Below are 20,911 nucleotides of genomic sequence, written 5' to 3' on the forward strand. Positions count from 1 at the left end.
ACTACCCCGCTCAACGTCGGCCAGCACAGTCCATCTGCGAACAGCTTCTGAACCGATTGATTGGATTACGTTGGCGAACCGTCGAGCCTGATTGTAAAACAGCCGTCTGGCACGGTCAGCCTGATTGTCGGGCTTCCGGTTCGGTCGAGAGCTAACTCGCCACTAATCTGCTCGGTCAGCACGTTGACGATGTCGCTCGGATGGAGCAGGTCGGTAGTTGGTTGGCAGTTTTCCCCAGCTGCGGTGATGCTGACGGCAAGTTCATCGACGCCGGCATCCTGATGGTGCCTGAGCAGGACCTTGATCAGGCACTGCTCGGCCACGGCGCTGCCGCTGACCTGGTGAAAGCATCCGGCGATTAGTTCGTTGGCGATCAGCCCCAGGGGTGCAGCTGCCTCGATGTCGCACAGCAGAGATTCGGCCTCGACCGCCACGGGACCATGGCAAAGCGTGGGAGGTCGGGGATGGTTTGGGCCGCCACCGGCGGATAGGTAGTCGCTTCGACAGTGGCAGCCTTTGGGACGAGCATGCGTATTGAGATCCAGCTCCGGATCGTGGCCGATGACAACAGCGTGATCAGCGAGGGCGAGATCCTGCATCTCGACAAGGGCGACGACCGGCTGGAGGTGATCGGCCTGTCGTTCGACGAAGCCAAGGCGGCGCTGGTCGGCATCCAGGGAGGCGTGGTCACCGCCCAGGCGGCAAGTTTTCTGGCGCGGCATCGGAGCTGTGATCTCTGCGGCAGCCGGCTGCTGAGCAAGGGGCCGGGCCAGACCCGGTTCCGTACCGCCTTCGGCACCATCGCGCTGTCCAGTCCGCGCTTTCACCGCTGCCGCTGCCAGCCCGGAGCGGCCAGAACCTTCAGCCCGTTGAACCTGCTCTTGACCGAGCGCATGGCCCCAGAACTGCTTTACTTGGAAACCTGCTGGGCCTCGCTGGTTTCCTACGGCATGACAGCGGATTTGCTGAAGGACGTTCTGCCGATCGACAGCACTGCTGACGCCTCGACCGTCCGCCGCCACTTGCACAAGGTCGCCGCCCGTCACGACGCCGATCTCCGCGACGGACAGCTGCGTGGCCTTGACGCGGGCAAGGATCAGCCGCTCCCGCAGGCAGCGGTCGTCGTCGGCATCGATGGCGGCTACGTCCGGAACTGGTACGATAAGAAACGTAACTTCGAGATCGTAGTCGGCAAATCCATGGCTGCGAATTGCAATGATCGCTGCTTTGGCTTCGTCCGGAGCCAGGATGAACAACCCGAGCGGCGGTTCCGCAATGTTCTACGCTCTCAGGGCCTTCCGGTGAGCCAAACGGTCACGATGCTGACCGACGGCGGCGACAGCGTCCGCGCACTGGTGGGGGAACTCTCACCCAGCGCCGTAACGATGCTCGATTGGTTCCACATCGCCATGAGGCTGACCGGGCTCGAGCAATACGCCAGGGGCCTGGCGCACCATAATCCCGTTGAGGCGTTGGCGCTGCAGCACCGGCTGGAGCGGATCCAGTGGCGGCTCTGGCATGGCGACAGCGATGAAGCAGTAATCCGGGCACAGGGGCTGGCGGCGGATGTCGCCGCCCTGAACACCGCTTATCCCGGGCTGAAGCGGCTGATCAAGGCGACCGCCGGATTGGCCACCTACATCGCCAACAACGCCGCAGCGATCGTCAACTACAGCAAACGCTGGCGCAAGGGCGAGCGGATCTCGACCGCCTTCGTGGAATCGACAGTGAACCGCGTGATCAGCCGGCGTTTCGCCAAGAAGCAGCAGATGCAGTGGTCGAAGCTCGGCACCCACCGGCTCCTGCAGACCCGGACCAAAACTTGTATGGGGCTTTTTAGTGTCAAGCATTTCCTCATTCAAGTCTTCAGTGGGTCTATCCCTATGTTTGATCAGCGGAACCATCCCTCCGTCCCGACCATGATGCTGGCCAGACACCGGCAGGGGCGGAGGTCAAGGATGGCCGTCAGGCCACCGCCGCAGGCGGCGCGCAGCGTCCTTGAGGTTCGCCCCCGCCGGTGTCACCCTCGGAGGGTTGGGCGGGGGAGCGCCGGAGCGGACCGGGCTGCGGGTAGCGGTCGGCTGTTCCAAAGCGGAGCACTCGCGTCTGGTGGATCGGCGGCGAACCAGGCGATCCGACAAACTTGTATGCGGTCCGGCGGAGGCCGGGCAACCATGATGCTTTATGCGCATCGGATGCGAGGCTCCCGGGAGGATGGGACCATTCTCTCGATCGGCTTGGCGCCCATGATTTGGTGCACGGTACACCACCCACCTCGGTCACGCCGGCCCACCGGGCATGCCGGTCAGCCGTGCTCAGGTGTCCCCGGCTCGGGGACGAAACGGTCAGCTCAGGCGGCCTTGAGCACGATGCCCTCCGGGAGCACGCCGCCGGCGGCATAGCTCCACAACCCGATCAGCAGCTTGCGCGCCAGCGCTACGATCAGGGTCTTGCGGACGCCGCCCCTGGCGCCGGCGGTCCGCTCCTTGTACCACCGGGCCAACGCTGCGTCCGGCTGGAACATCAGAAAGCGCCAGGCCAGCTGGATCATGCCGCAGCGCACCCGCGGGTTGCCCGCCTTGCTGATCCCTTTGTCACGCCGCTTTGAGCCGCTCTCATCCGGCGTGCCGGTCAGGCCGGCGTAGCGGGCCACCGCACGCCGGTCGCGCAGGTTCCGCGACAGCACCTCGTACACCAGCATCTGCGCCGTCTCCAGACCGATGCCCTTGATCTGGGCCAGCAGCAGGATCAGGGCGTTCGGCCCGGTCGGATCGCGCTCGACCGCTTGGGCGGTGTCCTTCTCGATGGCTGCGATCTGTTCGCCGATCAAGCGGCGCCGCTCCAGCAGGCGGCGCAGCTTGGCCAGTGTGTTGGGCGGCAGCGGCTCACCTTCAACCGTGCGCAGGGCTTCCAGATGCTCCGTCGCCTTCTTCAGGCCCGGCTTGAAGCCCTGGATGCCCCGCAGCGCCAGTTCCGCCTTGATCGTGTTGGTCACTCGGGTCCGCTCGGCAACCAGACCGTCGCGCTCGCGTCCCGGTCGCCTGGCATCCTCCTGGGCGACCGTCGGGACCGCCACCATCCGGCAGTGCTCCGGCTCGCCACGCAACCAGCCGAGCAGTGCGCGCATCAGCATCTCGGTGTCAAGTCGGTCGGTCTTGGCCCGACGCTGCTCGCGCGACACGGCGACGCTGCTGGCATGAATGACATAAACCTCAATCTCGTGTCCTTGGAGCAGCCGGGCCAGCCAGAACCCATCGCGTCCGGATTCATACGCCACCACCGTGCGCGTGATGGTCCGACCGGCCCGCGCCGCCTCCTTGCGCCAGCGCTCGACCTGCTCCAGCAGGCGCGCCGGGTTGATCGGCAGCTTCTGCAGCGGACGCCGGTCCACTCCCGGCACCGTTGCCGCCACCAGCCAGGATGTGCCGCTCATCTCGATAACACACACCAACGTGCTATCATAATCGAGAGCGACGGCGGGTTTGGACAGGTCGTCAGGCTTGGCCATGGGGCTCCTCCATTAGTGTCAACGAAACGATGGTGCCTCAGACCTCGTTGCTCGCCCCATAGCTTCTCTCTCGACGGCACACTGCGCGATCTGTTCACCCGGTGGTATCCAGGCATGGCCGTCAACGACAATCAAGTCCCGGTTCTCGCCAGGGCAGCCTGATCATCATCGCGGTAGGGAACACCATTGCTGGTGTCCCCCCGCACAGATCCGAGCGTGCCCAATTCGGGCACTCGGCTCCTACCTTGGGTGTTTGACGGCAAAACGCTGATTTGGCCAGGGGTGAAGGATCCTGGGCTTGGGGAGGTAGTCGTCGGCTATTTTCAGGATCCGTTTCCACGTCGTTCCGTCCTTTTGGCTTCGGCGCCGGAGCGCACGGCCCCATAGGCTGATGACATGGAACCGGAAAGCCATGAGTGCCTGGATGTTGGTCGGCACCGCGTGATAAGCGAAATAGCCGGCGATGACCTGCTTCAGCCATCGCCCTTGTCAGGGATCGACTGGTGCAGTCGCCGCCGCAGTTCCTCCTTGATCTCCTTGAGTTTGGCCATCCTGCGGTCCCGGCGGGATTTCCGGTGGATCAGGAAGTAGCCCCGTCGTGAGGTGCCGCAGATGAGGGTGAAACCCAGGAAAGTGAAGGTCTCCGGCTTGCCTAGGCCGCGCCGCCTGCGGTTGCTCGCCGCATAGCGGCCGAACTCGATCAGCCGGGTCTTCTCCGGGTGGAGCGTCAACGAGAACTCCTCAAGCCTGTCGCGCATCATGTCGAGGAACCGACAGGCGTCGGTCTCGTGCTGGAAACCGACGACGATATCATCTGCGTACCGCACGATGATCATGTCGCCGGTGGCCTCCCTCTGTCTCCAGCGTTTGGCCCAGAGGTCGAACGCGTAGTGAAGATAGATATTGGCAAGTAACGGTGAGATTACCGACCCTTGTCCAGTCCCTGTTTCACTGACCGTTACGACACCCTCTTCCAGAACCCCCGCCTTCAGCCATTTCTGGATCAGGTGCGTGATGCGCGGATCGCCGATCCGGTGGTTCAGGAAACGGACCAGCCACTCTTGGCTGACCGAGTCGAAGAACGTCCGGAGATCGCAATCCAGAATATAGTTCACCTTGGTGCTGGAGATCCCGACCATCAGCGCGTCCAGCGCATCGTGCTGGCTGCGCCTGGGCCGGAACCCGTACGAGAACCCGAGGAAATCCTCCTCATAGATCGCGTTCAGCACCGCGACCGTGGCCTTCTGGACGATCTTGTCCTCCAGGGCCGCGATCGCGAGCGGCCGCTGCCGTCCGTCCGGCTTCGGAATGTACTGTCGCCGGGACGGCAAGGCCCGGTACGCTCCCCGGTGGACCCGATCGTGCAGATCCGTGAGGTCTCGCTCAAGGTCTGCCTCGTAGTCCTGCCACGTCAGCCCGTCCACGCCGGGGGCGGCATCACGCTTGAGCGTGAGGAACGCTTCCCGGAACAGATCGACGCTGAGGTGGTGGAAGAGCGTGGTGAACCGTTCCTTCTTCCTGTGCCTTGCGGCTGTCCGTACACGGTCCAGCGCCTGGGACACGCTTTCCCGGTTCTGCGCCCGGCGCGTGCTTTGCTGTCCCATGTTTCCCTTGGTCCCCGCCCTTGGCTCCCCCAACTCCGCGGCCGGATGCCCGGCTTTGTTCGTCGGCTTCACAGCTACTATGGCGGAGTCTGACCTCTCACGGCCGTTCATCATCGGCTACGGCTCCTCGCCTTCCCGATGCGGGCCGGTTCGGCAGTTGCCTGCCGCCGGTCGGCCGTGAGATATCCCGGTTCCCGGTCAAGGAGCGTCCGTACATGCCAGGGTCCTGGACCTCGCCGGACCGTCCGGGGGCTCGCGCTAACGCCTCCGTCCGTGTTGCCTTCCGCGGTGGGAAACGCGTCGGCGTCCGGGGTGACAAACTTTCGCGGCTCAATGGCTGGCCTGCACGATCCCCTGCCGACGCTTCGCCGGTACCCTCACGGGGACCGACGCACGGCTCGGGGCCGATGTGGATCGCTATTCCTTCATCGTAGTGGACTCTCACCACCTACTCCTTGCCAGTCTCCCGGCGCACTCCCACACTCTGCCATGCTCCCGGCTTCGACCTTGGCTTTGTCCTTCGGCTTCAGCGGCCGTGCCGGCAGAATGCCGGTTCCGTAATGCTCCGACATCCGGCCATAGCTCCGGTTCAGTTCCGGATCAAAGAAGTTCGCCCGATGAACACCGGACACATATTCCGGATTACGTGCCCCTCGGCGATATGTGGCCGAGCCCAATGATCATGCTGCGCCGCGCCGATTCTCCGCCGACGGAAAGGAACATAATTTTGCCGCTACACATGAGCGCAACCTTCACCCGTTCAACATGGAATGGAGGTTGTCATGCTGGAGCGGTACTTTATTCGCCCGGATACGGTCGACCGCATTCGGGCATCCTGGATCGGCGAGCCGATCGAGCGGTACGTCGGCTGGCTCACTGAGCATCGTTATTCAACGCGCAACGTGTTTCGGCGGGTGCCGATCCTGGTCCGGTTCGGCACATTCGCGGCGGGTCGGGGAGCGACGCGGTGGGACGAGTTGCCGGCACATGTCGACGCCTTCGTCGCCGACTGGGTGCAGGCCCGCGGCAACCAGGCCGATCCGGCAACCCGCCGGAAGGTCGGGCTCGACGTTCGCAATGCCGTCGAGCAGATGCTCACGGTCGCCCTGCCGGATCACGCCGCGACGAACCGTCGGCCGCATGCGCCGGATCCGTTCCGCCGGCAGGCCGCCGGCTTCTTCACCTACCTGCGGGAGGAACGCGGCCTGCGCGACGCGTCGATCCGGCACTACGGCCATTTCCTGCGTGGCTTCGAGGGCTATCTTGGGCGCGTCGGCTGCCACGATCTCAAGGACCTCACGCCGCTCCTGCTCAGCGCCTTCGTCACCAAGAGCGCCGGTCGCTTCGGGCGGACCGCGATGATCGGGCTGTGCAGCGCGCTGCGCGTGTTCCTGCGCTACCTGCACAGGGAGAGGGCCGTTGACCGTGACCTCGCCCACGGCGTCGAGCCACCGCAAGTCTACCGCCTGGCCGAACTGCCCCGATCGATCACCTGGGACGAGGTCCGGCGGATGCTCGAGACGGTCGATCGCCGCGCGCCGGTCGGCCGGCGAGACTACGCCATCCTGCTGCTGCTCATCACATACGGGCTGCGCGCCCGCGAGGTCGCCGGCCTGACCCTCGATGACCTCGACTGGAAGCGTGAGCGGCTGCACGTGCGCGAACGCAAAGCCGACCACGTGGCGCTCTATCCGCTGTCGCCGATCGTGGGCGAAGCGATTGTCGACTACCTGAGGCAGGGGCGCCCGCAGACCGCCGACCGGCACCTGTTCTTCCGGCACCTTGCCCCGCACCGGCCGTTGACCTACGCCGCAGTATCAAGCCTGGCCAGCCACTACCTGCACAAGGCCGGCATTCCGGTGCACCGGGCCGGCTCGCACACGCTGCGCCATACCTGCGTGCAGCGGCTCGTCGATGCCGGCTTCCCGCTCAAGACGATCGGCGACTACGTCGGTCACCGCTCCGCCTCCTCAACCGAGGTTTACGCCAAGGTAGCCATTGAGACGCTGCGGAACGTCGCCCTGGGCGACGGGGAGGCGCTGCCATGAGACCCGTAAACATCAACCTGGTCAGTCCGCTGGCCGAGCCGATCCGGCGCTTCGTCGCGCACAAGCGTGCCCTGAACCGCCGCTTCGACACCGAGGAGCGGGCTCTTCGGCTGCTCGACCGCTACCTTGTCGAGCAGAGCGTCACCGATCTTGCCGGCGTGACGCCTTCCGTGCTCAACGCCTTCCTGGCGGGACGGCCCCGGCACCGGCCGCGCAGCTATAATCATCTTCTCGGAGTGGCGCGCCGCCTGTTCGACTGGATGGTGGACCAGGAGATAATAACGACCTCACCGGTGCGGCTCCGGCCACGGCGCGAGACGGCACAACGCCTGCCATACCTGTTCGACCTGCCGCATGCCTGCCGACTCATCGAGGTCGCGGCCGCGCTGCCGGACCAGAACAAGGCCCCCCTGCGCGGCCCGACCTACGCGACCATCTTCGCGCTCCTCTACGGGCTCGGCCTGCGTGTCGGCGAGGTCGCCCGGCTGACCCGGGCGGACGTCGACCTGGGCCGCCGGTTGCTCGTCATCCGCCAGACCAAGTTCGCCAAGTCCCGCTATGTCCCGTTCGGTCCGCACATGGCGGCTCGGCTGGGTGCCTACATCGACCTCCGCGAGCGTCGCTCGGGAGCCCTGACCCCGGAGGCCCCGGTCTTCTCCTTCACCCAGGGCCGAGGGCTCCACCCGGGCACCATCAGCCAGACCTTCCACGCCCTGGTTCCCCGGCTTGGGCTGGTCCTGCCGGCCGGCGGCGGGTTGCCCCGCGTGCACGACCTACGCCACAGCTTCGCGGTCGGAACCCTGCTGCGCTGGTATCGGGAAGGGGCAGACCCTGCCGTGCGGCTTCTTCATCTGTCGACCTTCCTGGGACATGTCGATCCGGCATCCACCGCCGTCTACCTGACCATCACGGCCGATCTGCTGCAAGCCGCCGGGGAACGCTTCGAACGCCTGGCCGCGCCGCTGTCGACGGGAGGTGCGCCATGACTACCCTTGGTTCGGTCGTCTACGCCTTCTTCGAGCGCCACCTGACGGCGGAGAAGGGGCTGAGCCCAGCCTCGGTCAGGAGCTATCGCGACGCGCTTCGGTTGTTCCTCGCCTTCCTGGCCGCCCGACACCATAGGCCCATCACCCGCCTCGAGCTCAAGGATCTCACGGCTGAGCGGGTCCGGGAATTCCTCAGCCACCTCGAGGCGGAACGCGGCAACCACATCCGGACCCGCAACCAGCGCCTGGCCGGGCTGCACACGTTCTTCAACTACCTTGCGGGGCAGGTACCGGAGATGCTGGCCGAGGCGGAGCGCGTGGCGGCGGTCCCGAGAAAGCGGGTGCCCCCGCCGGGCACGCGGTTCCTCGAGCGCGACGAGGTCGACGCGCTCTTCGCCGGCCTGCCCCAGGGCGGCGAGACGGCACTGCGCGACCGTACCCTCCTGCTGTTCCTGTACAACACGGGCGCCCGCGTGCAGGAGGCGGCGGACCTGACGGTCGGCAACCTCGTGCTCGCACCGCAGCCGCGCGTCACCCTGCACGGCAAGGGCGACAAGTGGCGGACCTGCCCGCTCTGGCCCGCGACCGCCCGGCTGCTCCGCGAGATGCTGGAACGACGACCAGGCGGCGTGACACCGGATCACCCGGTCTTCGCCTCCCGGCAGGGCGGCCCGCTCACCCGGTTCGGGATTTACAAGCTGGTCCGACGGCACACGGCCGCCCTGGGCACCGGTCCGGGCGGCGATCGACCGCGGGGGATCTCGCCGCACGTGCTTCGCCATACCACGGCGGTCCATCTGCTCGAGGCCGGGGTCGAGGTCAATGTCATCCGCGGCTGGCTTGGCCACGTCAGCCTCGATACCACCAACCGCTACGCCGAGATCAACATCCGCATGAAGGAGGCGGCCCTGCAGGCCTGCACGCCGCCAACGGGCGCTTCGGCGGGATTCCCCCGAAGTCCAATATGGCGGGACGACAAAACCTTGCTCGAATGGCTCGCCACGCTCTGACTATTATGTGGCCGGGTGCCGGCACCACCCGGCCATGTCTCCCGGCAAAACGACGTCCGGCCACATATCGTCGAGGGGCACGTAATCCGGAATATGTGCCCGGACACATATTCCGGAATGACCAGCCGCGGCACCCCGCCGAAGAAACCGAACATGCGGGTGTGGGCGCCAATCCAATCCGGCAGCGTCTGGGTCCAGGTTGCCTCGGCATAGGTGTAGCTCGACGCCCCCAGCACGCCGACGAAGATCTCCGCCGGCCGTACGGTTCCCGAGGCCGGGTCGATCACCTCCAGCCGCTTGCCCGAGAAGTCCACGAAGACCTTGTCGCCCGCGACATGGTGCTGGCGCATGGTCGGCGACAATCGGCGCTCGAACTCGCGGAACAGGTCGCAGAACCGGCTGTAGCCGTATCCACCGGGCTCGCCCTCGCGATATTCCTCCCACAGCGTCATCAGCGTCACGCTGGGCCGCTTCAGTTCGCGCGCAACCATCGCCCAGTCCGGCTCGACCCGGCGCCGGAAGCCTGGCCGGCAGCCCGACCGGGGAAACAGCAGCTGCTCCAGTACTTCGTCGGTTACGTCGTCGGGCAGTGGCCAGGACAGTCCGGCAGCCTCGACCCGCGCCAGGTAATCCTGGATCGTGCTGCGGGCAACGCCGATCCGGCACGCGAGCGTGCGGTCGCTCAGTCGGGCGCCGCCGTGCTTCAGGCGCAGCAAAGCTCTCAATTGTCGCATCGTCAGCCTCTTCTTCGCTGGCATCGACCACCCCCAGGTTCACAACTGGTGAGAGTAGATGCAGGTTGAATACTGACCTGTCAGCGGTCTTGCCCGGCCTCCTCCGGAAGGTTGATTACCGTCGCCGAAGTGGCCGACTTCATCTCGGAATGATGGCCGGCTTCATTCCGGAACAGGGCTCTTCGCCACTCCCGGTGCACAAGCATAGCGGGAATTTTTACGCTGCCAGAAGACGGTTTCGTAGCAGATCGTGCTTGGCCCGTCCGTACATCTGTCGCTTCAATACCTTCAGCTTGTTGATCTGTCCTTCCACCGGGCTCGTGCTCCATGGCTCAACCAGGGCCGCCCGCACGGCGGCGTAATCACGTTCCAGCCCCTGGGCAAAGGAGGCCAGTTCAGTGTCGCGCGCTGTGGTGAGCCAAACGTCCAGCTCTTCGGGCACGCCGTCTTTAAGCATGGTGTCGAGCCGCTTCGCCAATTCGGCCGCCTCGGCCAAGCCCGGTGCGGCCACCGCAACATGAGCCACGAAGGCCCGCTCCTTTGGGTCCAGATCCTCATCTCTGGCCGTCAGCAGCCGGGCACACTGACGTTTGGACGGTGCGGGCCACGCCGCGGCGACCTTCGCGACCGGTTCCGCCGGCCCTCCCCGGCGTTGGGCTTGCGCCCACCGCCGGACTGTCCGCTCACTCGCCTTGAAGCCGCGCTCGCGCAGATCACGCCGAAGGCGGCCCGCATTCCGGCAACCCTCCGCCCAGCGCTCTTCCAGCACCGCAAGACACGGTTTCGACAGTCCCGGCCGTGGCTTGCGGTGCTGGGGCGGACCGCCGGTCTTCAGCCATCGAAAGATCGCAGGCCTGCTCAAGCCGATAATGGGAGCGATCTGGTCGGCAGTCAGGCCGAGCCCGCGCAAGCGAACCAGTTCGTCGTACATTTCCTGTCGCCGCTCGCGCCGGTCCGCCCGCCGGCATTCCTCGACACCGGCGGGCGGATCCGTTTCAGCCACCGTGTCGGCATGAGCACTCTCGGCGACTTGTAGGGCGGCCTCGCGCACGGCCTTGCGATGCCGTTCGGCAACCGTTTGCAAGGCGTCGCCAAGGTTGCGCAGCAGATGCCAGCGATCGGCCACCTGGATCGCCTCGGGAGCGCCGCGTCGGATGCCATCGGCAAAGGCGCCGGCCCGGTCGCGGGCAACCATCTCGATCCCGGGGGTCCGGCGCAGCCAGTCGGCGACGGTATCGGCTTTGCGGTCGGGCAGCAGGTCGATGACGCGGTTGCGCTCCAGATCGCAGACAATGGTGCCGTAGCGGGTGCCGCGCCGCCAAGCCCAATCATCGATCCCAACCACGCGCGGCGGCTGGTATGCCGGCACCGCGATCGACCGAAGCAGGCGCAGCAGGGTATTGGCACTGACCGGCAGCCCAAGCTGCCGGGCCAATCGGGCTCCGGGTCGACCGCCAAGGGCGAGGGCGATTTGATACCGGATCTCTTGCAGACGACCAGTACAGCGGGCCCGGGCAGCGGCGATCTGCGGCAGTTGCTCGGCGAAGACCCGGCGCGTGCAGGCGCCGTTCCGGCAGCGCAGCCGACGCACACGGACACGCAGTTCGACCGTCCGGCCCTGCCAGGCAAGGTCGACGATCCGGCGTTGATAACTGCTGTGAACCCCTGCCGACGGGAAGCCGCAGGATGGGCATGTGGTGGATGGCTCGGCGGCGCGGGCAACGAGCGTGACCCGGTCATCATCGACCGTCACGTCGTCAACGAACAGGCCAGCCGGCAGGAGGGACTGTGGAAGGGTGATCAAGGGCAAGCTTCTGAACAGGAACGATGTTCCTTATATGTGCTTCCATTCTGCTGCCCGCTATGCTTGTGCACCGGGAATGGCTAAGAGCCCGGAACAGTGGCCGACTTCGCGTCGGAATCCATGGCCGACTTCAATCGGATTCATCATCCTTAGAACACCGTCAAAACACCGAGTATATGGGTGACGTGGGTGCCGTCAGTACTTAGCGGACAGTCCAACCCTTCGTAGAGACGGGATTTCGTCGCGGCATAATGCACATCGCCCACGCACATCATGGGGCAGCGCTCGGTGACGACACGGTTATAATACCGCCATAGCACTTGGCGGAAGGCTTGGGGATCGTTCCACCGGAGGACCGCACCCAGACGCCCGGCTTCCACATGGGCCTTCGCGTGCTCGCCGATCAGGCGGGTGCGGAACTCGTCATCAGGGAGCACTTCGACCAAGAACAGATCGGGAGCGGCGTCAAAATGTTCGAGTACGTCGAAGCGCTGTTTGCGCGGAAGACCGCGCTCAGCCTCTCGCCACCACCAATCCCGCAGGCGGCTGGCGGTGGCGGATCGCAAGGGGCTATCGGGCAGGCAGACATGTTCCGCCTGTTCGAACAGGCCGCTGACAACGTCGGTGCGGTAGGACAACATCGCGTGACTCGTTCCCGGACGGTTCAATGACAGTCGTGGGAGAGCAACAGTGCTGCTCGTCATTGGGTACAGAATTTTCGAAAATGACGCATAGCCTCTTCTTGGAACAGAATTGGCAATTCTGTTCCACAGCCACGGCCCGAGGCTGGAGCGGGGATACGGCAAATCAAGCACTTAGCCGAACGTGCCAGTTCGCCCTGGCTGGCTTTTGGAACAGAACTGATACAATCTGTTCCGCACCATGAATCTCTATGACACATAGGGCAGGCGCCTCTACCTGACCGCCGACGAACGCCGCGCCTTCATCGCAGCGGCGGCTATGGCCGATCGGCCGGTGCGGACACTATGCACGGTTCCGCACGACACGGGCTGCCGGATCAGCGAGGCCCTGGCACTCACGTCGGAGAGTGTAGATCTGTCCGGCAGGGCCATGATGTTCGACAGCCTCAAGAAGCGTAGCCGCGTATCTACCGGGCCGTGCCGGTGCCGCCCACCCTCCTCGGCACCCTCGACATGGTCCATGGCATTCGGGAGGCTCAGAAACGCGGCGGAGGACAATCCGACCATCTGCTCTGGTCTTGGGTAAGCAACACCGCGTGGAGGCACGTCAAGGCCGTGACAGTGAATGCCGGAATTCCGGACGGTCTTCACCGTTCGTCCAAGGGACTGCGCCACGGCTACGGTGTCCACGCCATCACCTCGCGCGTGCGGCTCAACATGCTCTCGAAGTGGATGGGCCATGCCATCCTTGAGGTGACTGCGATCTACGCCAACGCCTTTGGCGCCGAGTAGCAGGGTATCGCCGCCCGCATGTGGGACCAGAATCTACCGCAATTAATGTACTGACCCGGGCAGGGAACGGCGTGTTCCCGCCCTTTGCATCTCCTCTTCATACCGTACAAGGCCAGTGACGGGTCCGTGCCTATGGAGCAACTCCAATGCTACTAGGCAGCTTTCTGATAGCTATTGAGTAGCTACTAAGTTTCCGTTCATGGTTGAGAAACCAAGCTGCGTACATTCCCCATCTTGGGAGAGAAGAAATGAGGGACTTGCTTTTCTATCCGAAACATCTGCCGACGGTCGGAACCGTGCTGTTGAGTTGTTACAAGCTGATGTATCACGTCAACGAGATTCCCAGAGTGTGGATCGGCGCCGAAGGGTAGGCTATGAGCTGGGGCAGCTCAAACTGCTGATTTTTCAAGAAGAAGAGTTCTCAAGGTGGCCCTCCATCGGCGCCGGTAACAGGCCACCTCATGAAGCGAACTTGCAAGGTAAATCAACGCAGTAGATGTATTATGGTCATGGCTTAAGCTTGGACGCCGATCCACAGGGCCGGGCCGGACCCGGTTTCGTACCGCCTTCGGCACCATCGCGCTGTCCAGTCCGCGCTATCACCGCTGCCGCTGCCAGCCCGGAGCGGCCAGAACCTTCAGCCCGTTGACCCTGCTGCTGACCGCGCGCATAGCTCCGGAACTGCTTTACCTGGAGACCCGCTGGGCCTCGCTGGTGTCCTACGGCATGACCGCGAATTTGCTGAAGGATGTTCTGCCGATCGGCAGCACCGCTGACGCCTCGACCATCCGGCGTCACCTGCACAAGGTTGCCGCCCGCCATGAAGCCGATCTCGGCGACGAGCAGCCGGATGGGCCTGACGCGGGCAAAGGCCAGCCGCTCCCGCAGGCAGCGGTGATCGTCGGCGTCGACGGCGGCTATGTCCGGAACTGGCACGACAGGAAACATAACTTCGAGGTCGTGGTCGGCAAATCCATCGCTGCGGATCGCGATGACCGCTACTTCGGCCTTGTTCGGAGCCAGGATGAGCAGCCCGGGCGGCAATTCCGTGATGTTCTGCGATCCCAGGGTCTGCCGGTGACCCAAACGGTCACGATGCTGACCGACGGCGGCGACAGCGTAGCTGGGTTGGTGGGCGAATTCTCTCCTGGTGCGCTGCATATTATTGACTGATTTCACATCGCCATGCGCCTGACGGGACTGGATCAGTACGTCAAGGGCTTGGCACACCACAATCCCGTCGAAGCGCTGGCGCTGCGGCACCGGCTCGAGCGGATCAAGTGGCGGCTGTGGCATGGCGACGGCGATGAGGCCCTGACTCGGGCGCAAGCCCTGGCTGCGGATGTCGCCGCCCTGAACAGCGGCTATCCCGGACGCAAGCGACTGATCAAGGCGACCGCCGGATTGGCCACCTACATCGCCAACAACGCCGTGGCGATCGTCAACTACAGCCGACGCTGGTACAACGGCGAGCGGATCTCCACCGCGTTCGTGGAATCTACCGTCAACCTCGTGATCAGTCGGCGCTTCGCCAAAAAGCAGCAGATGCAATGGTCGAAGGTTGGCGCCCATCGGCTCCTGCAAACCCGAACCAAAACCCTCGACGGTACGCTGCCTGACCTGTTCGCCCAGTGGTATCCGGGCATGGCCGTCAACGACAATCAAGTCCCGGCTCTCGCCATGGCAGCCTGATTATCTCCCACACTCTGCCATGCTCCCTTGGGGTTCTGCGATGAGGCCGCCGCTGTCGAAAAAGGTTCCGCCCCGCAAAGCTACGGGCGGAACCATCAGGCTGGGTCGTGTTCGTTGGGCCGGCCGCCAACGCGGTTCGGCTGCGACAATGTTAGCAGCCGCCGTATCCATATTGAAGCACTCCCAGATACCCGACAGCACTTTAGATGATAATATTCAGATTTTGATGATTCTTTGTTAAGGCATCAGTAAACATATATTAGTTTTTAATTTAGTTTTAGCATGTGAGAAACTATATTTAAAGCTACAATATGATAAATAGGGTTATGACGACAGTCAAAAGATAATTTCTACTCGCACAGTACCTGTGGTAGCTATCTTTTCTGTCCACCAACCTGTGTCATGATGCTTGCTTAGAAATAGAACGACATTTGTCGACGGTTCGACGGCTAGGTCATGGGATGGATTTTGAGAAGAACTCCGGGAAAGCTATCCGGCTGACTTCCCAAAGCGGTGTCCGGCCCAGGCAGTCTCGATGAAGCTGTCGTGGCTCTGGATTTGACAAAGCTCCAGTTGCCGAGACCGCGCCACGGCGGCGGATCCGGTCGCCGTTACTCCCAGGACCCGGTTTCGCGCGGTGCCTTGGTCACACGACGTGCTGGAACGAGCCGCGTTTCAGGAGGTAAGGTGCATGAATGAGGAGGCTCATCCCCGGATCCAGTCCCTGGTCGAGCTCTGGCGGCTGCGATGCGCGCCCGGAGAGATCCCCCGGCGCAGCGACCTCAACGTTTTCGCGCTGAAGCCGTGGCTGGGCTACCTGACCATCTTCGAGGAGATCGATCACGGGGTCGATTTCCTCGTCCGCCTGGACGGTCAGGTCGTGGTCAACCTGACCGGCGTCGAGTGGACCGGCCACAAGGTGTCCCAACTGGCTTACTCGGACAGGGTGCAGCTCCTGGAGGTTCTCCGGTCGGTACAAACCTCCCGTCAGCCGCTGCTGGATGTCTACCATTTCCCTGTCAAAGGAAAGCTGAGACCGTTCAGCCGCGCCCTGCTGCCAGTCCGCGACGACAAACGTGGGGCCGGCCAGGTCATCCAGTGTCTCTGGCCAGTGTCGGATCATTGTTAGTTTTGCTGTCGGGCAGCGACTGGATCCGAGCACTGCGGCAGTGCTTCGGACAGGTGTTTTGCTTGCACGGCCGTCCGGGTGCTGGCAAGGAGAATGCCCTCTGCCGGATGGGCAGTCATAACAGCAGGGCAAAACCATGAACCAAGCGGAACTGATTGATGCGCTGGCCGAGCAGACGGATCTCAGCCGGGCCACGGCCGGCAAGGCGCTGGCTGCCCTGATCGGCGTGGTGACCGAGGCCCTGAAGCGGGGCGACGACGTGCGCATCGCCGGTTTCGGCACGTTCGGCGTTTCCGAGCGCGGCGAGCGGCGGGGACGCAACCCGCAAACCGGTGAGACGATCACGATTGCGGCATCGCGGGGAGCGAAGTTCACCGCCGCCAAGGCAGTCAGGGAGGCTCTCAACGGCAGCTGAGCTGGCGGATGGGCGCGGCCCCCTGCTGAAGCCAGGCGCGCTCGTCCTGCGCGTACCGCTTCGCTTGTTCAGTCGGATACCGGCGTTGCGTCTTTCTTCAGCACCAGCTTGAGCATCAGGCGGTCGCGGATACGGACCAGGGCGTCCAGGTCGGTCTCATGCCAGGCCTGCTGGCAGGCGTGGCAGAACCGCAGCGTGTCGGCGGTCTCGGCGGCGAGGTCTTCCATTGACCCGGCCATTCGTGTCAGGCCGGTGGCGACCGCCCCGGCTTCGCCCTGCAGAGCGGCGACGTCCTGCCGCAGAACACCGAGAGCTTCGCTGATCTGCTGGGCGGCGGCATCGTGTTGGCGCCGCAGCCGAGCCAGCCTCAGGTCGACAACTTCGGCATCGCTCATGATCAGGCGCTCCGGATGCCGGCGAGAAAGGTCTCGACCTCGTGCCGCAGCGCCTCGGCCTGGCCGGACAGCGCCCGCGAGGCGCCCACCACCCAGGTCGCCGCCTCGCCGGTGCGGGTCGCGGCCTGATTGACTTCCCGAACGCCGGCACTGATCTCGCCGGTGCCCTGCGCCGCCTGGGCGACGCTGCGGGCGATCTCGCCGGTGGTGGCGTTCTGCTCCTCGACCGCGGCGGCGATCGCCGAGGAGATCTCGTTGATCGTCCCGATCGTGCCGCCGATCCCCTCGATGGCGCCCACCGTGGTGGTGGTGGCGCCCTGCACCGCGGCGATCTGGGCGGCGATCTCCTCGGTCGCCCGGCTGGTCTGGTTGGCCAGCGCCTTGACCTCGGAGGCTACGACCGCGAAGCCCTTGCCGGCCTCGCCGGCCCTGGCCGCCTCGATCGTGGCATTCAGCGCCAGCAGGTTGGTCTGGCTGGCGATCGACTGGATCAGCCCGACCACCTCGCCGATCCGACCGGTGGCGTCCGCCAGGCCGCGCACCGATGCGGTCGCCTCCCGCGCCTCCAGCGCCGCCTGCCCGGCAATGCCGGTGGAGCGGCCGACCTGACGGCCGATCTCCTGGCTCGAGGCCGCCATCTCCTCGGTCGCCGCCGCCACGGTCTGGACGTTGGCCGAGGTCTGTCCCGCCGCCGCAGCCGACAGCGCCGCCTGCCGGTTGGTCTGTTCGGCCAGCGCCGCCATGCCCTCGGCGGTGCCGCCGAGTTCCACGGCGGCCGAGGCGACGCCGCCGAGCACGCCGCCGACTGTGCGCTCGAAGGTCCCGATCAGGTGCTCGATGGCGGCGGTGCGCCGTTCCCGCGCCGCCTGCTGGGCGGCCTGATCGGCCTCGAGCCGGGCGCGCGACAGCGCGTTGTCCCGGAACACCGCGACGGCGGCGGCCATGGCGCCGATCTCGTCCCGCTGACCCTGGGCTGGGATCGTGATATCGGTGTCACCCCCGGCCAGCCGGCGCATGGCCCCCGTCATGGCGCCCAGGGGCCGGATGCCACGGCCGATCAGCAGGGCGAGTGCTGCGATCAGCGCCACGACGACAACCGCGATCGACAGCGTCCGGACGGCATCACTGCGGAACTGGGCGTCGAGGTCGTCGGTGTAGACACCGGTGCCGACGACCCAGTCCCAGGGGGCGAAGCGGGTGACGAACGAGGTCTTGCCGACCGGCGCGTCGCTGCCCGGCCTGGGCCACTGGTACTCGACGATGCCGCTGCCCTGGCGCCGCACGGTGTCGACGAACTCGACGAACAGCCGCTTGCCGGTCGGATCCTTCAGGTCCGACAGATCCCTGCCGTTGAGCTCCGGTTTGGTCGGGTGCATCACCATGGCCGGCGCCATGTCGTTGATCCAGAAGTACTCGGAGCCGCTGTAGCGCATCGCGCCGATGGCGGCGGCGGCGGCGGCTTTCGCCTCGGCCCCGGTCAGGGTTCCCGCGCTGCTGAGCGCGTGATAGTGGGCGGCCACGGCCAGGGCGGTTTCGCCCAGGCTGCGCAGCCTAGCCTGGCTGGTGCGGGTCAGTTCCGAGCGGATCTGCGCCAGCTCGGCGACGGCGAAGCCGATGACGCCGAGCAGGGCGACGGCGATCAGCAGGTACAGGCGGTGGGCGATCGACAGGCGCTGGAGGGACGGCATGGTGAATTTGCTCCCATGGATGTGGAGGTGCGGCTGGATCAGCTGCTCTTTTTGGAAAAGGGAGCGGCCGATGCCGGATTGGTCGGGTGTTGTGAATGCCGATGCCGGATTGATCGGCGTCAGGTGTCCGGTTCAGCGCTGCGGTCTTCCCCGTCCGCCACCACACGGTTGCGTCCGGCGCGCTTGGCCGCGTAGAGACCCCCACTCCCCGCTCCCTCTCAACATGAATCGACTCAAATGTGAGAGATCTTCGTTACCGGCTGGTTAATAAATGCGGTCCCGTGCGGAAACGATCGGATCCATCCCGGCGTCCGGCATTTTCTTGCATGCGGCGGCTTCAGCAAACGGGATCGGCGTGCGGCTCCAGCGTGACCGTCATCGCGATACGGCCCTGAACGGTCAGGAAGCCCTTGCGCCCGCGCCTGGGCAGGGGAATGTTGATCTCCAGGCAGTAGCGGATCAGCGCCGGCCCGACGACATCGGCGCCGAACGCCAGCTGATAGGTGCCGCCGGTCGTCTCGTGGCGCAGCGTCAGGTCCACCGCCGGATCGTCACCGGGTCGCACGCGGCACGAGACGATGCGGCCGACGAACAGCCGGCTCTGGCTCATTCGGTTGTGCGCCGCCAGGGCGGCCGTGACCTCATCGTCGGTGAACACCAGCTGGCGCGTTTCGGTGGGCATGGAAGATCCCTGACTGAGCAAGGGGGAAGCGGAGAGAAGGGTCGCCGACCATCTGGCAGGAGAATGTTTACTTTTCTGCTAAATAAGTGCTGCCCATCCGCAAACAGCCGGCGCCGGCAGTCGGGGAGGTGCCGGAGACACCCGGCAGCGGTGGTCCGAATACGATACGACCCGCTTCAACCTGCCGGCCGGCGGCGACGGCGGGTCCGATCATTGCCCGATCTTTGTCCGCCCGGCCCACCGGCGAAATGGCCTTGGATGCGGAGAGCCGGGGGTGGTCCCGGTGCGGCTTGAGGTTGATTGGCGACATGCTCCTGTGTGCCCGGGCGGAGCCTGAGCCGTTTCAGATGGAGCACGCGATGGAGGAGCGGGAGGAACCCGACCATGGTTGAGAATAATGACAACTCTATCCAGGGGTTGGACCGGTGCATTCTGGAGATCGACGGGGCTGCGGCGGGTCTTCTGCTGCGCGACAGCCGCGGTGTTTTCCGGTTCTTCGCGTCCAATCCGGAAACGGCGGTTCTGGAGGGGCGGACCTTCCACTCGCCCGGCCGCGCCGAGGCGGAGGTGAGGCGCGTCCTCCGCGGTGACGGACGGAAGGCTTGAGAGCGGCGCCTCCGGAGCTTACCCGGCCTGGCCGCCGGCTGGTCATCCGGAACGGGACGTCGGGACCGGACACTGATCACCTGCAATCAACGGTAAATTAATCTCAACAGTGTAAGCCGAGCTGGTCGTCCGCGGTGTGAGGCCGCGCCCTTTGTCTCGCCTTTGCGGAGAACTCACTCCATGCGGAACCTGTTCAAGAACATCCGGCTGTCGACCAGCCTTGTCACCCTGTCGCTCGTGAGCCTGGTCCTGATGGCCGGTGCCATCGTCATGGTCGCCGCAGCACTGCTGCGCGCCGATGCCGAAGCTCGGGCGGTGGAGCGTCAGACGACGAACATGCGCGTGGCCTGGCAGGTCCTGACGTCGGCGGGCAGCACCTTTTCGGTATCCGACGGCCGGCTCTTCGCCGGAAGCGTGGAGCTGAACGACAACGCCGCCCTCGTGGACCGGATCAGGGATCTGGTCGGCGGCACGGCGACGGTGTTCCAGGGAGATACCCGCATCGCCACCAATGTGCTGAAACCGGACGGATCACGCGCGGTGGGAACCAGGCTGGCAGCGGGGCCGGTCAGGGATGCGGTGCTCGGCGCGAAGACACCGTTCCGTGGTACAGCCGATATTCTTGGAATAAGCTACTACACCGCCTACGACCCGATCCTCAGCGACTCGGGCGAGGTCCTCGGCATCCTCTACACCGGCATCCGGAAAACGGATTGGCTCATCCTGGGTTTCGGGGTGCTGATGGAGGAGACGGGTGCGACGATCGGATTCATGTCCAGTAGCGGATAATGTCTTTCCCTGAAGGCTTTCAATTGCTTGGATGGTGGGTATCGTCCATCAGCCGGTACCGCGCATGGCTTCACCGCAGATGATCAATCTGGCCACTTTGATCGATGATGCCAAATGCTATGAGCTGATCCGGCACTGTCGATGGCCTGAAGGCGCTTGCTGCACGGCCTGTTCCAGTACCGCCGTGATCCGCCATGGTCATGATGAGACCCAGCGGCACCGACAACGTTATCGGTGTAAGGACTGCGGGGCGCGGTTCGATGACTTGACCGGCACCATCCTGGCTGGACATCATCAACCGCTTCGGGTCTGGGTCCTGTGTCTTTACTTCATGGGACTGAACCGGGACTGCCGAGCGATTGGGGGTCATGCCGCCATGGCCAGCTCT

Annotated in this window: 20 protein-coding genes; 12 read left to right on the top strand and 8 right to left on the bottom strand. The window is 64.8% G+C overall.

Annotation, left to right across the window (positions count from 1 at the left end):
- Positions 1 to 65: 65 nt before the first annotated feature.
- Entirely contained in the window at positions 66 to 434 is a 369-nt protein-coding gene (locus N826_RS35570; protein ID WP_044436995.1) for a sensor histidine kinase family protein, read from the bottom strand.
- Positions 435 to 527: 93 nt separating this feature from the next.
- Between N826_RS35570 and N826_RS35575 the strand changes: the two genes are divergently transcribed.
- Complete coding sequence (locus N826_RS35575) at positions 528 to 2,402, top strand: ISKra4 family transposase (RefSeq protein ID WP_147041273.1); 1,875 nt, start codon at positions 528 to 530, stop codon at positions 2,400 to 2,402.
- Here the strand turns inward: N826_RS35575 and N826_RS35580 are convergent.
- Both N826_RS35580 and ltrA read right to left on the bottom strand, forming a co-directional pair.
- Positions 2,351 to 3,508 carry an IS110 family RNA-guided transposase gene (locus N826_RS35580; RefSeq protein ID WP_052832670.1) on the bottom strand — a complete coding sequence of 386 codons (1,158 nt, stop codon included), beginning with the start codon at positions 3,506 to 3,508 and terminating at the stop codon, positions 2,351 to 2,353. The genes N826_RS35575 and N826_RS35580 overlap by 52 nt on opposite strands.
- Before the next feature lie 473 nt (positions 3,509 to 3,981).
- Positions 3,982 to 5,112 (bottom strand): group II intron reverse transcriptase/maturase, encoded by a 1,131-nt coding sequence (gene ltrA, locus N826_RS35585; protein WP_345769889.1) that lies wholly within the window; start codon positions 5,110 to 5,112, stop codon positions 3,982 to 3,984.
- Between the two features lie 782 nt (positions 5,113 to 5,894).
- Here ltrA and N826_RS35590 point away from each other — a divergent pair.
- Genes N826_RS35590 through N826_RS35600 form a run of 3 tightly spaced genes read left to right on the top strand, consistent with a single transcriptional unit; the run spans position 5,895 to position 9,156 of the window.
- Entirely contained in the window at positions 5,895 to 7,160 is a 1,266-nt protein-coding gene (locus N826_RS35590) for a site-specific integrase (RefSeq protein ID WP_044437017.1), read from the top strand.
- Positions 7,157 to 8,146, top strand: a complete 990-nt coding sequence (locus tag N826_RS35595; RefSeq protein WP_044436996.1) for a tyrosine-type recombinase/integrase — start codon at positions 7,157 to 7,159, stop codon at positions 8,144 to 8,146. Before N826_RS35590 ends, N826_RS35595 begins: the two co-directional genes overlap by 4 nt.
- Positions 8,143 to 9,156 carry a tyrosine-type recombinase/integrase gene (locus N826_RS35600; protein ID WP_044436998.1) on the top strand — a complete coding sequence of 338 codons (1,014 nt, stop codon included), beginning with the start codon at positions 8,143 to 8,145 and terminating at the stop codon, positions 9,154 to 9,156. Before N826_RS35595 ends, N826_RS35600 begins: the two co-directional genes overlap by 4 nt.
- A 951-nt stretch (positions 9,157 to 10,107) precedes the next feature.
- Here N826_RS35600 and N826_RS35605 read toward each other — a convergent pair.
- The gene (locus N826_RS35605; RefSeq protein ID WP_084721478.1) at positions 10,108 to 11,700 is read right to left on the bottom strand and encodes an ISL3 family transposase; all 1,593 of its coding nucleotides are present in this window, start codon (positions 11,698 to 11,700) and stop codon (positions 10,108 to 10,110) included.
- Between the two features lie 143 nt (positions 11,701 to 11,843).
- Positions 11,844 to 12,335, bottom strand: a complete 492-nt coding sequence (locus N826_RS35610; protein ID WP_044437000.1) for a PAS domain-containing protein — start codon at positions 12,333 to 12,335, stop codon at positions 11,844 to 11,846.
- Positions 12,336 to 12,818: 483 nt separating this feature from the next.
- Here N826_RS35610 and N826_RS45530 point away from each other — a divergent pair, with 483 nt between their 5' ends.
- The 5 genes from N826_RS45530 (at position 12,819) to N826_RS35630 (ending at position 16,363) form a co-directional block, all read left to right on the top strand.
- On the top strand, positions 12,819 to 13,127 hold the full coding sequence (locus N826_RS45530; RefSeq protein WP_244619766.1) for a site-specific integrase: 309 nt from the start codon (positions 12,819 to 12,821) through the stop codon (positions 13,125 to 13,127).
- Positions 13,128 to 13,772: 645 nt separating this feature from the next.
- A complete protein-coding gene (locus N826_RS42430; RefSeq protein WP_052832672.1) occupies positions 13,773 to 14,300 on the top strand; it encodes a hypothetical protein in 528 nt (175 codons plus the stop codon).
- A 12-nt stretch (positions 14,301 to 14,312) separates the two neighbouring features.
- Entirely contained in the window at positions 14,313 to 14,819 is a 507-nt protein-coding gene (locus N826_RS42435; RefSeq protein ID WP_052832674.1) for a hypothetical protein, read from the top strand.
- 691 nt (positions 14,820 to 15,510) lie between these two features.
- Positions 15,511 to 15,948: a PAS domain-containing protein gene (locus tag N826_RS35625; protein ID WP_044437001.1), complete on the top strand. Its 438-nt coding sequence runs from the start codon at positions 15,511 to 15,513 to the stop codon at positions 15,946 to 15,948.
- A gap of 136 nt (positions 15,949 to 16,084) precedes the next feature.
- Positions 16,085 to 16,363 carry an HU family DNA-binding protein gene (locus N826_RS35630; RefSeq protein WP_044437002.1) on the top strand — a complete coding sequence of 93 codons (279 nt, stop codon included), beginning with the start codon at positions 16,085 to 16,087 and terminating at the stop codon, positions 16,361 to 16,363.
- A 68-nt stretch (positions 16,364 to 16,431) separates the two neighbouring features.
- Here the strand turns inward: N826_RS35630 and N826_RS35635 are convergent, their stop codons facing one another.
- From N826_RS35635 to N826_RS35645, 3 genes are all read right to left on the bottom strand, one after another.
- Complete coding sequence (locus tag N826_RS35635; protein ID WP_044437003.1) at positions 16,432 to 16,758, bottom strand: hypothetical protein; 327 nt, start codon at positions 16,756 to 16,758, stop codon at positions 16,432 to 16,434.
- A 2-nt stretch (positions 16,759 to 16,760) separates the two neighbouring features.
- Positions 16,761 to 18,446: a methyl-accepting chemotaxis protein gene (locus N826_RS35640; protein WP_044437004.1), complete on the bottom strand. Its 1,686-nt coding sequence runs from the start codon at positions 18,444 to 18,446 to the stop codon at positions 16,761 to 16,763.
- A 337-nt stretch (positions 18,447 to 18,783) separates the two neighbouring features.
- Positions 18,784 to 19,128, bottom strand: coding sequence for a hypothetical protein (locus tag N826_RS35645; RefSeq protein ID WP_044437005.1), 345 nt, complete (start codon positions 19,126 to 19,128; stop codon positions 18,784 to 18,786).
- A 384-nt stretch (positions 19,129 to 19,512) separates the two neighbouring features.
- On the opposite strand from N826_RS35645, the gene N826_RS35650 reads away from it, so the two are divergent.
- The 3 genes from N826_RS35650 to N826_RS46165 all read left to right on the top strand — a co-directional run.
- The gene (locus N826_RS35650; RefSeq protein WP_044437007.1) at positions 19,513 to 19,734 is read left to right on the top strand and encodes a hypothetical protein; all 222 of its coding nucleotides are present in this window, start codon (positions 19,513 to 19,515) and stop codon (positions 19,732 to 19,734) included.
- A 180-nt stretch (positions 19,735 to 19,914) separates the two neighbouring features.
- Complete coding sequence (locus N826_RS35655) at positions 19,915 to 20,523, top strand: cache domain-containing protein (protein WP_044437009.1); 609 nt, start codon at positions 19,915 to 19,917, stop codon at positions 20,521 to 20,523.
- 79 nt (positions 20,524 to 20,602) lie between these two features.
- Positions 20,603 to 20,911 (top strand): IS1/IS1595 family N-terminal zinc-binding domain-containing protein (locus tag N826_RS46165; RefSeq protein WP_425600614.1); only part of this gene is annotated, 309 nt, incomplete at its 3' end.

The sequence above is a fragment of the Skermanella aerolata KACC 11604 genome, from assembly GCF_000936425.1.
GTDB lineage: Bacteria > Pseudomonadota > Alphaproteobacteria > Azospirillales > Azospirillaceae > Skermanella > Skermanella aerolata.

Bases quoted from the DNA above. Each gene is read 5' to 3' on its own strand.
- N826_RS35655 (WP_044437009.1), top strand. From the start codon at position 19,915: ATGCGGAACCTGTTCAAGAACATCCGGCTGTCGACCAGCCTTGTCACC.
- N826_RS35580 (WP_052832670.1), bottom strand. From the start codon at position 3,508: ATGGCCAAGCCTGACGACCTGTCCAAACCCGCCGTCGCTCTCGATTAT.
- N826_RS35625 (WP_044437001.1), top strand. From the start codon at position 15,511: ATGAATGAGGAGGCTCATCCCCGGATCCAGTCCCTGGTCGAGCTCTGG.
- N826_RS35630 (WP_044437002.1), top strand. From the start codon at position 16,085: ATGAACCAAGCGGAACTGATTGATGCGCTGGCCGAGCAGACGGATCTC.
- N826_RS35610 (WP_044437000.1), bottom strand. From the start codon at position 12,335: ATGTTGTCCTACCGCACCGACGTTGTCAGCGGCCTGTTCGAACAGGCG.
- N826_RS35650 (WP_044437007.1), top strand. From the start codon at position 19,513: ATGGTTGAGAATAATGACAACTCTATCCAGGGGTTGGACCGGTGCATT.
- N826_RS35600 (WP_044436998.1), top strand. From the start codon at position 8,143: ATGACTACCCTTGGTTCGGTCGTCTACGCCTTCTTCGAGCGCCACCTG.
- ltrA (WP_345769889.1), bottom strand. From the start codon at position 5,112: ATGGGACAGCAAAGCACGCGCCGGGCGCAGAACCGGGAAAGCGTGTCC.
- N826_RS35635 (WP_044437003.1), bottom strand. From the start codon at position 16,758: ATGAGCGATGCCGAAGTTGTCGACCTGAGGCTGGCTCGGCTGCGGCGC.
- N826_RS35595 (WP_044436996.1), top strand. From the start codon at position 7,157: ATGAGACCCGTAAACATCAACCTGGTCAGTCCGCTGGCCGAGCCGATC.
- N826_RS42435 (WP_052832674.1), top strand. From the start codon at position 14,313: ATGCGCCTGACGGGACTGGATCAGTACGTCAAGGGCTTGGCACACCAC.
- N826_RS35640 (WP_044437004.1), bottom strand. From the start codon at position 18,446: ATGCCGTCCCTCCAGCGCCTGTCGATCGCCCACCGCCTGTACCTGCTG.
- N826_RS35590 (WP_044437017.1), top strand. From the start codon at position 5,895: ATGCTGGAGCGGTACTTTATTCGCCCGGATACGGTCGACCGCATTCGG.
- N826_RS35575 (WP_147041273.1), top strand. From the start codon at position 528: ATGCGTATTGAGATCCAGCTCCGGATCGTGGCCGATGACAACAGCGTG.
- N826_RS35645 (WP_044437005.1), bottom strand. From the start codon at position 19,128: ATGCCCACCGAAACGCGCCAGCTGGTGTTCACCGACGATGAGGTCACG.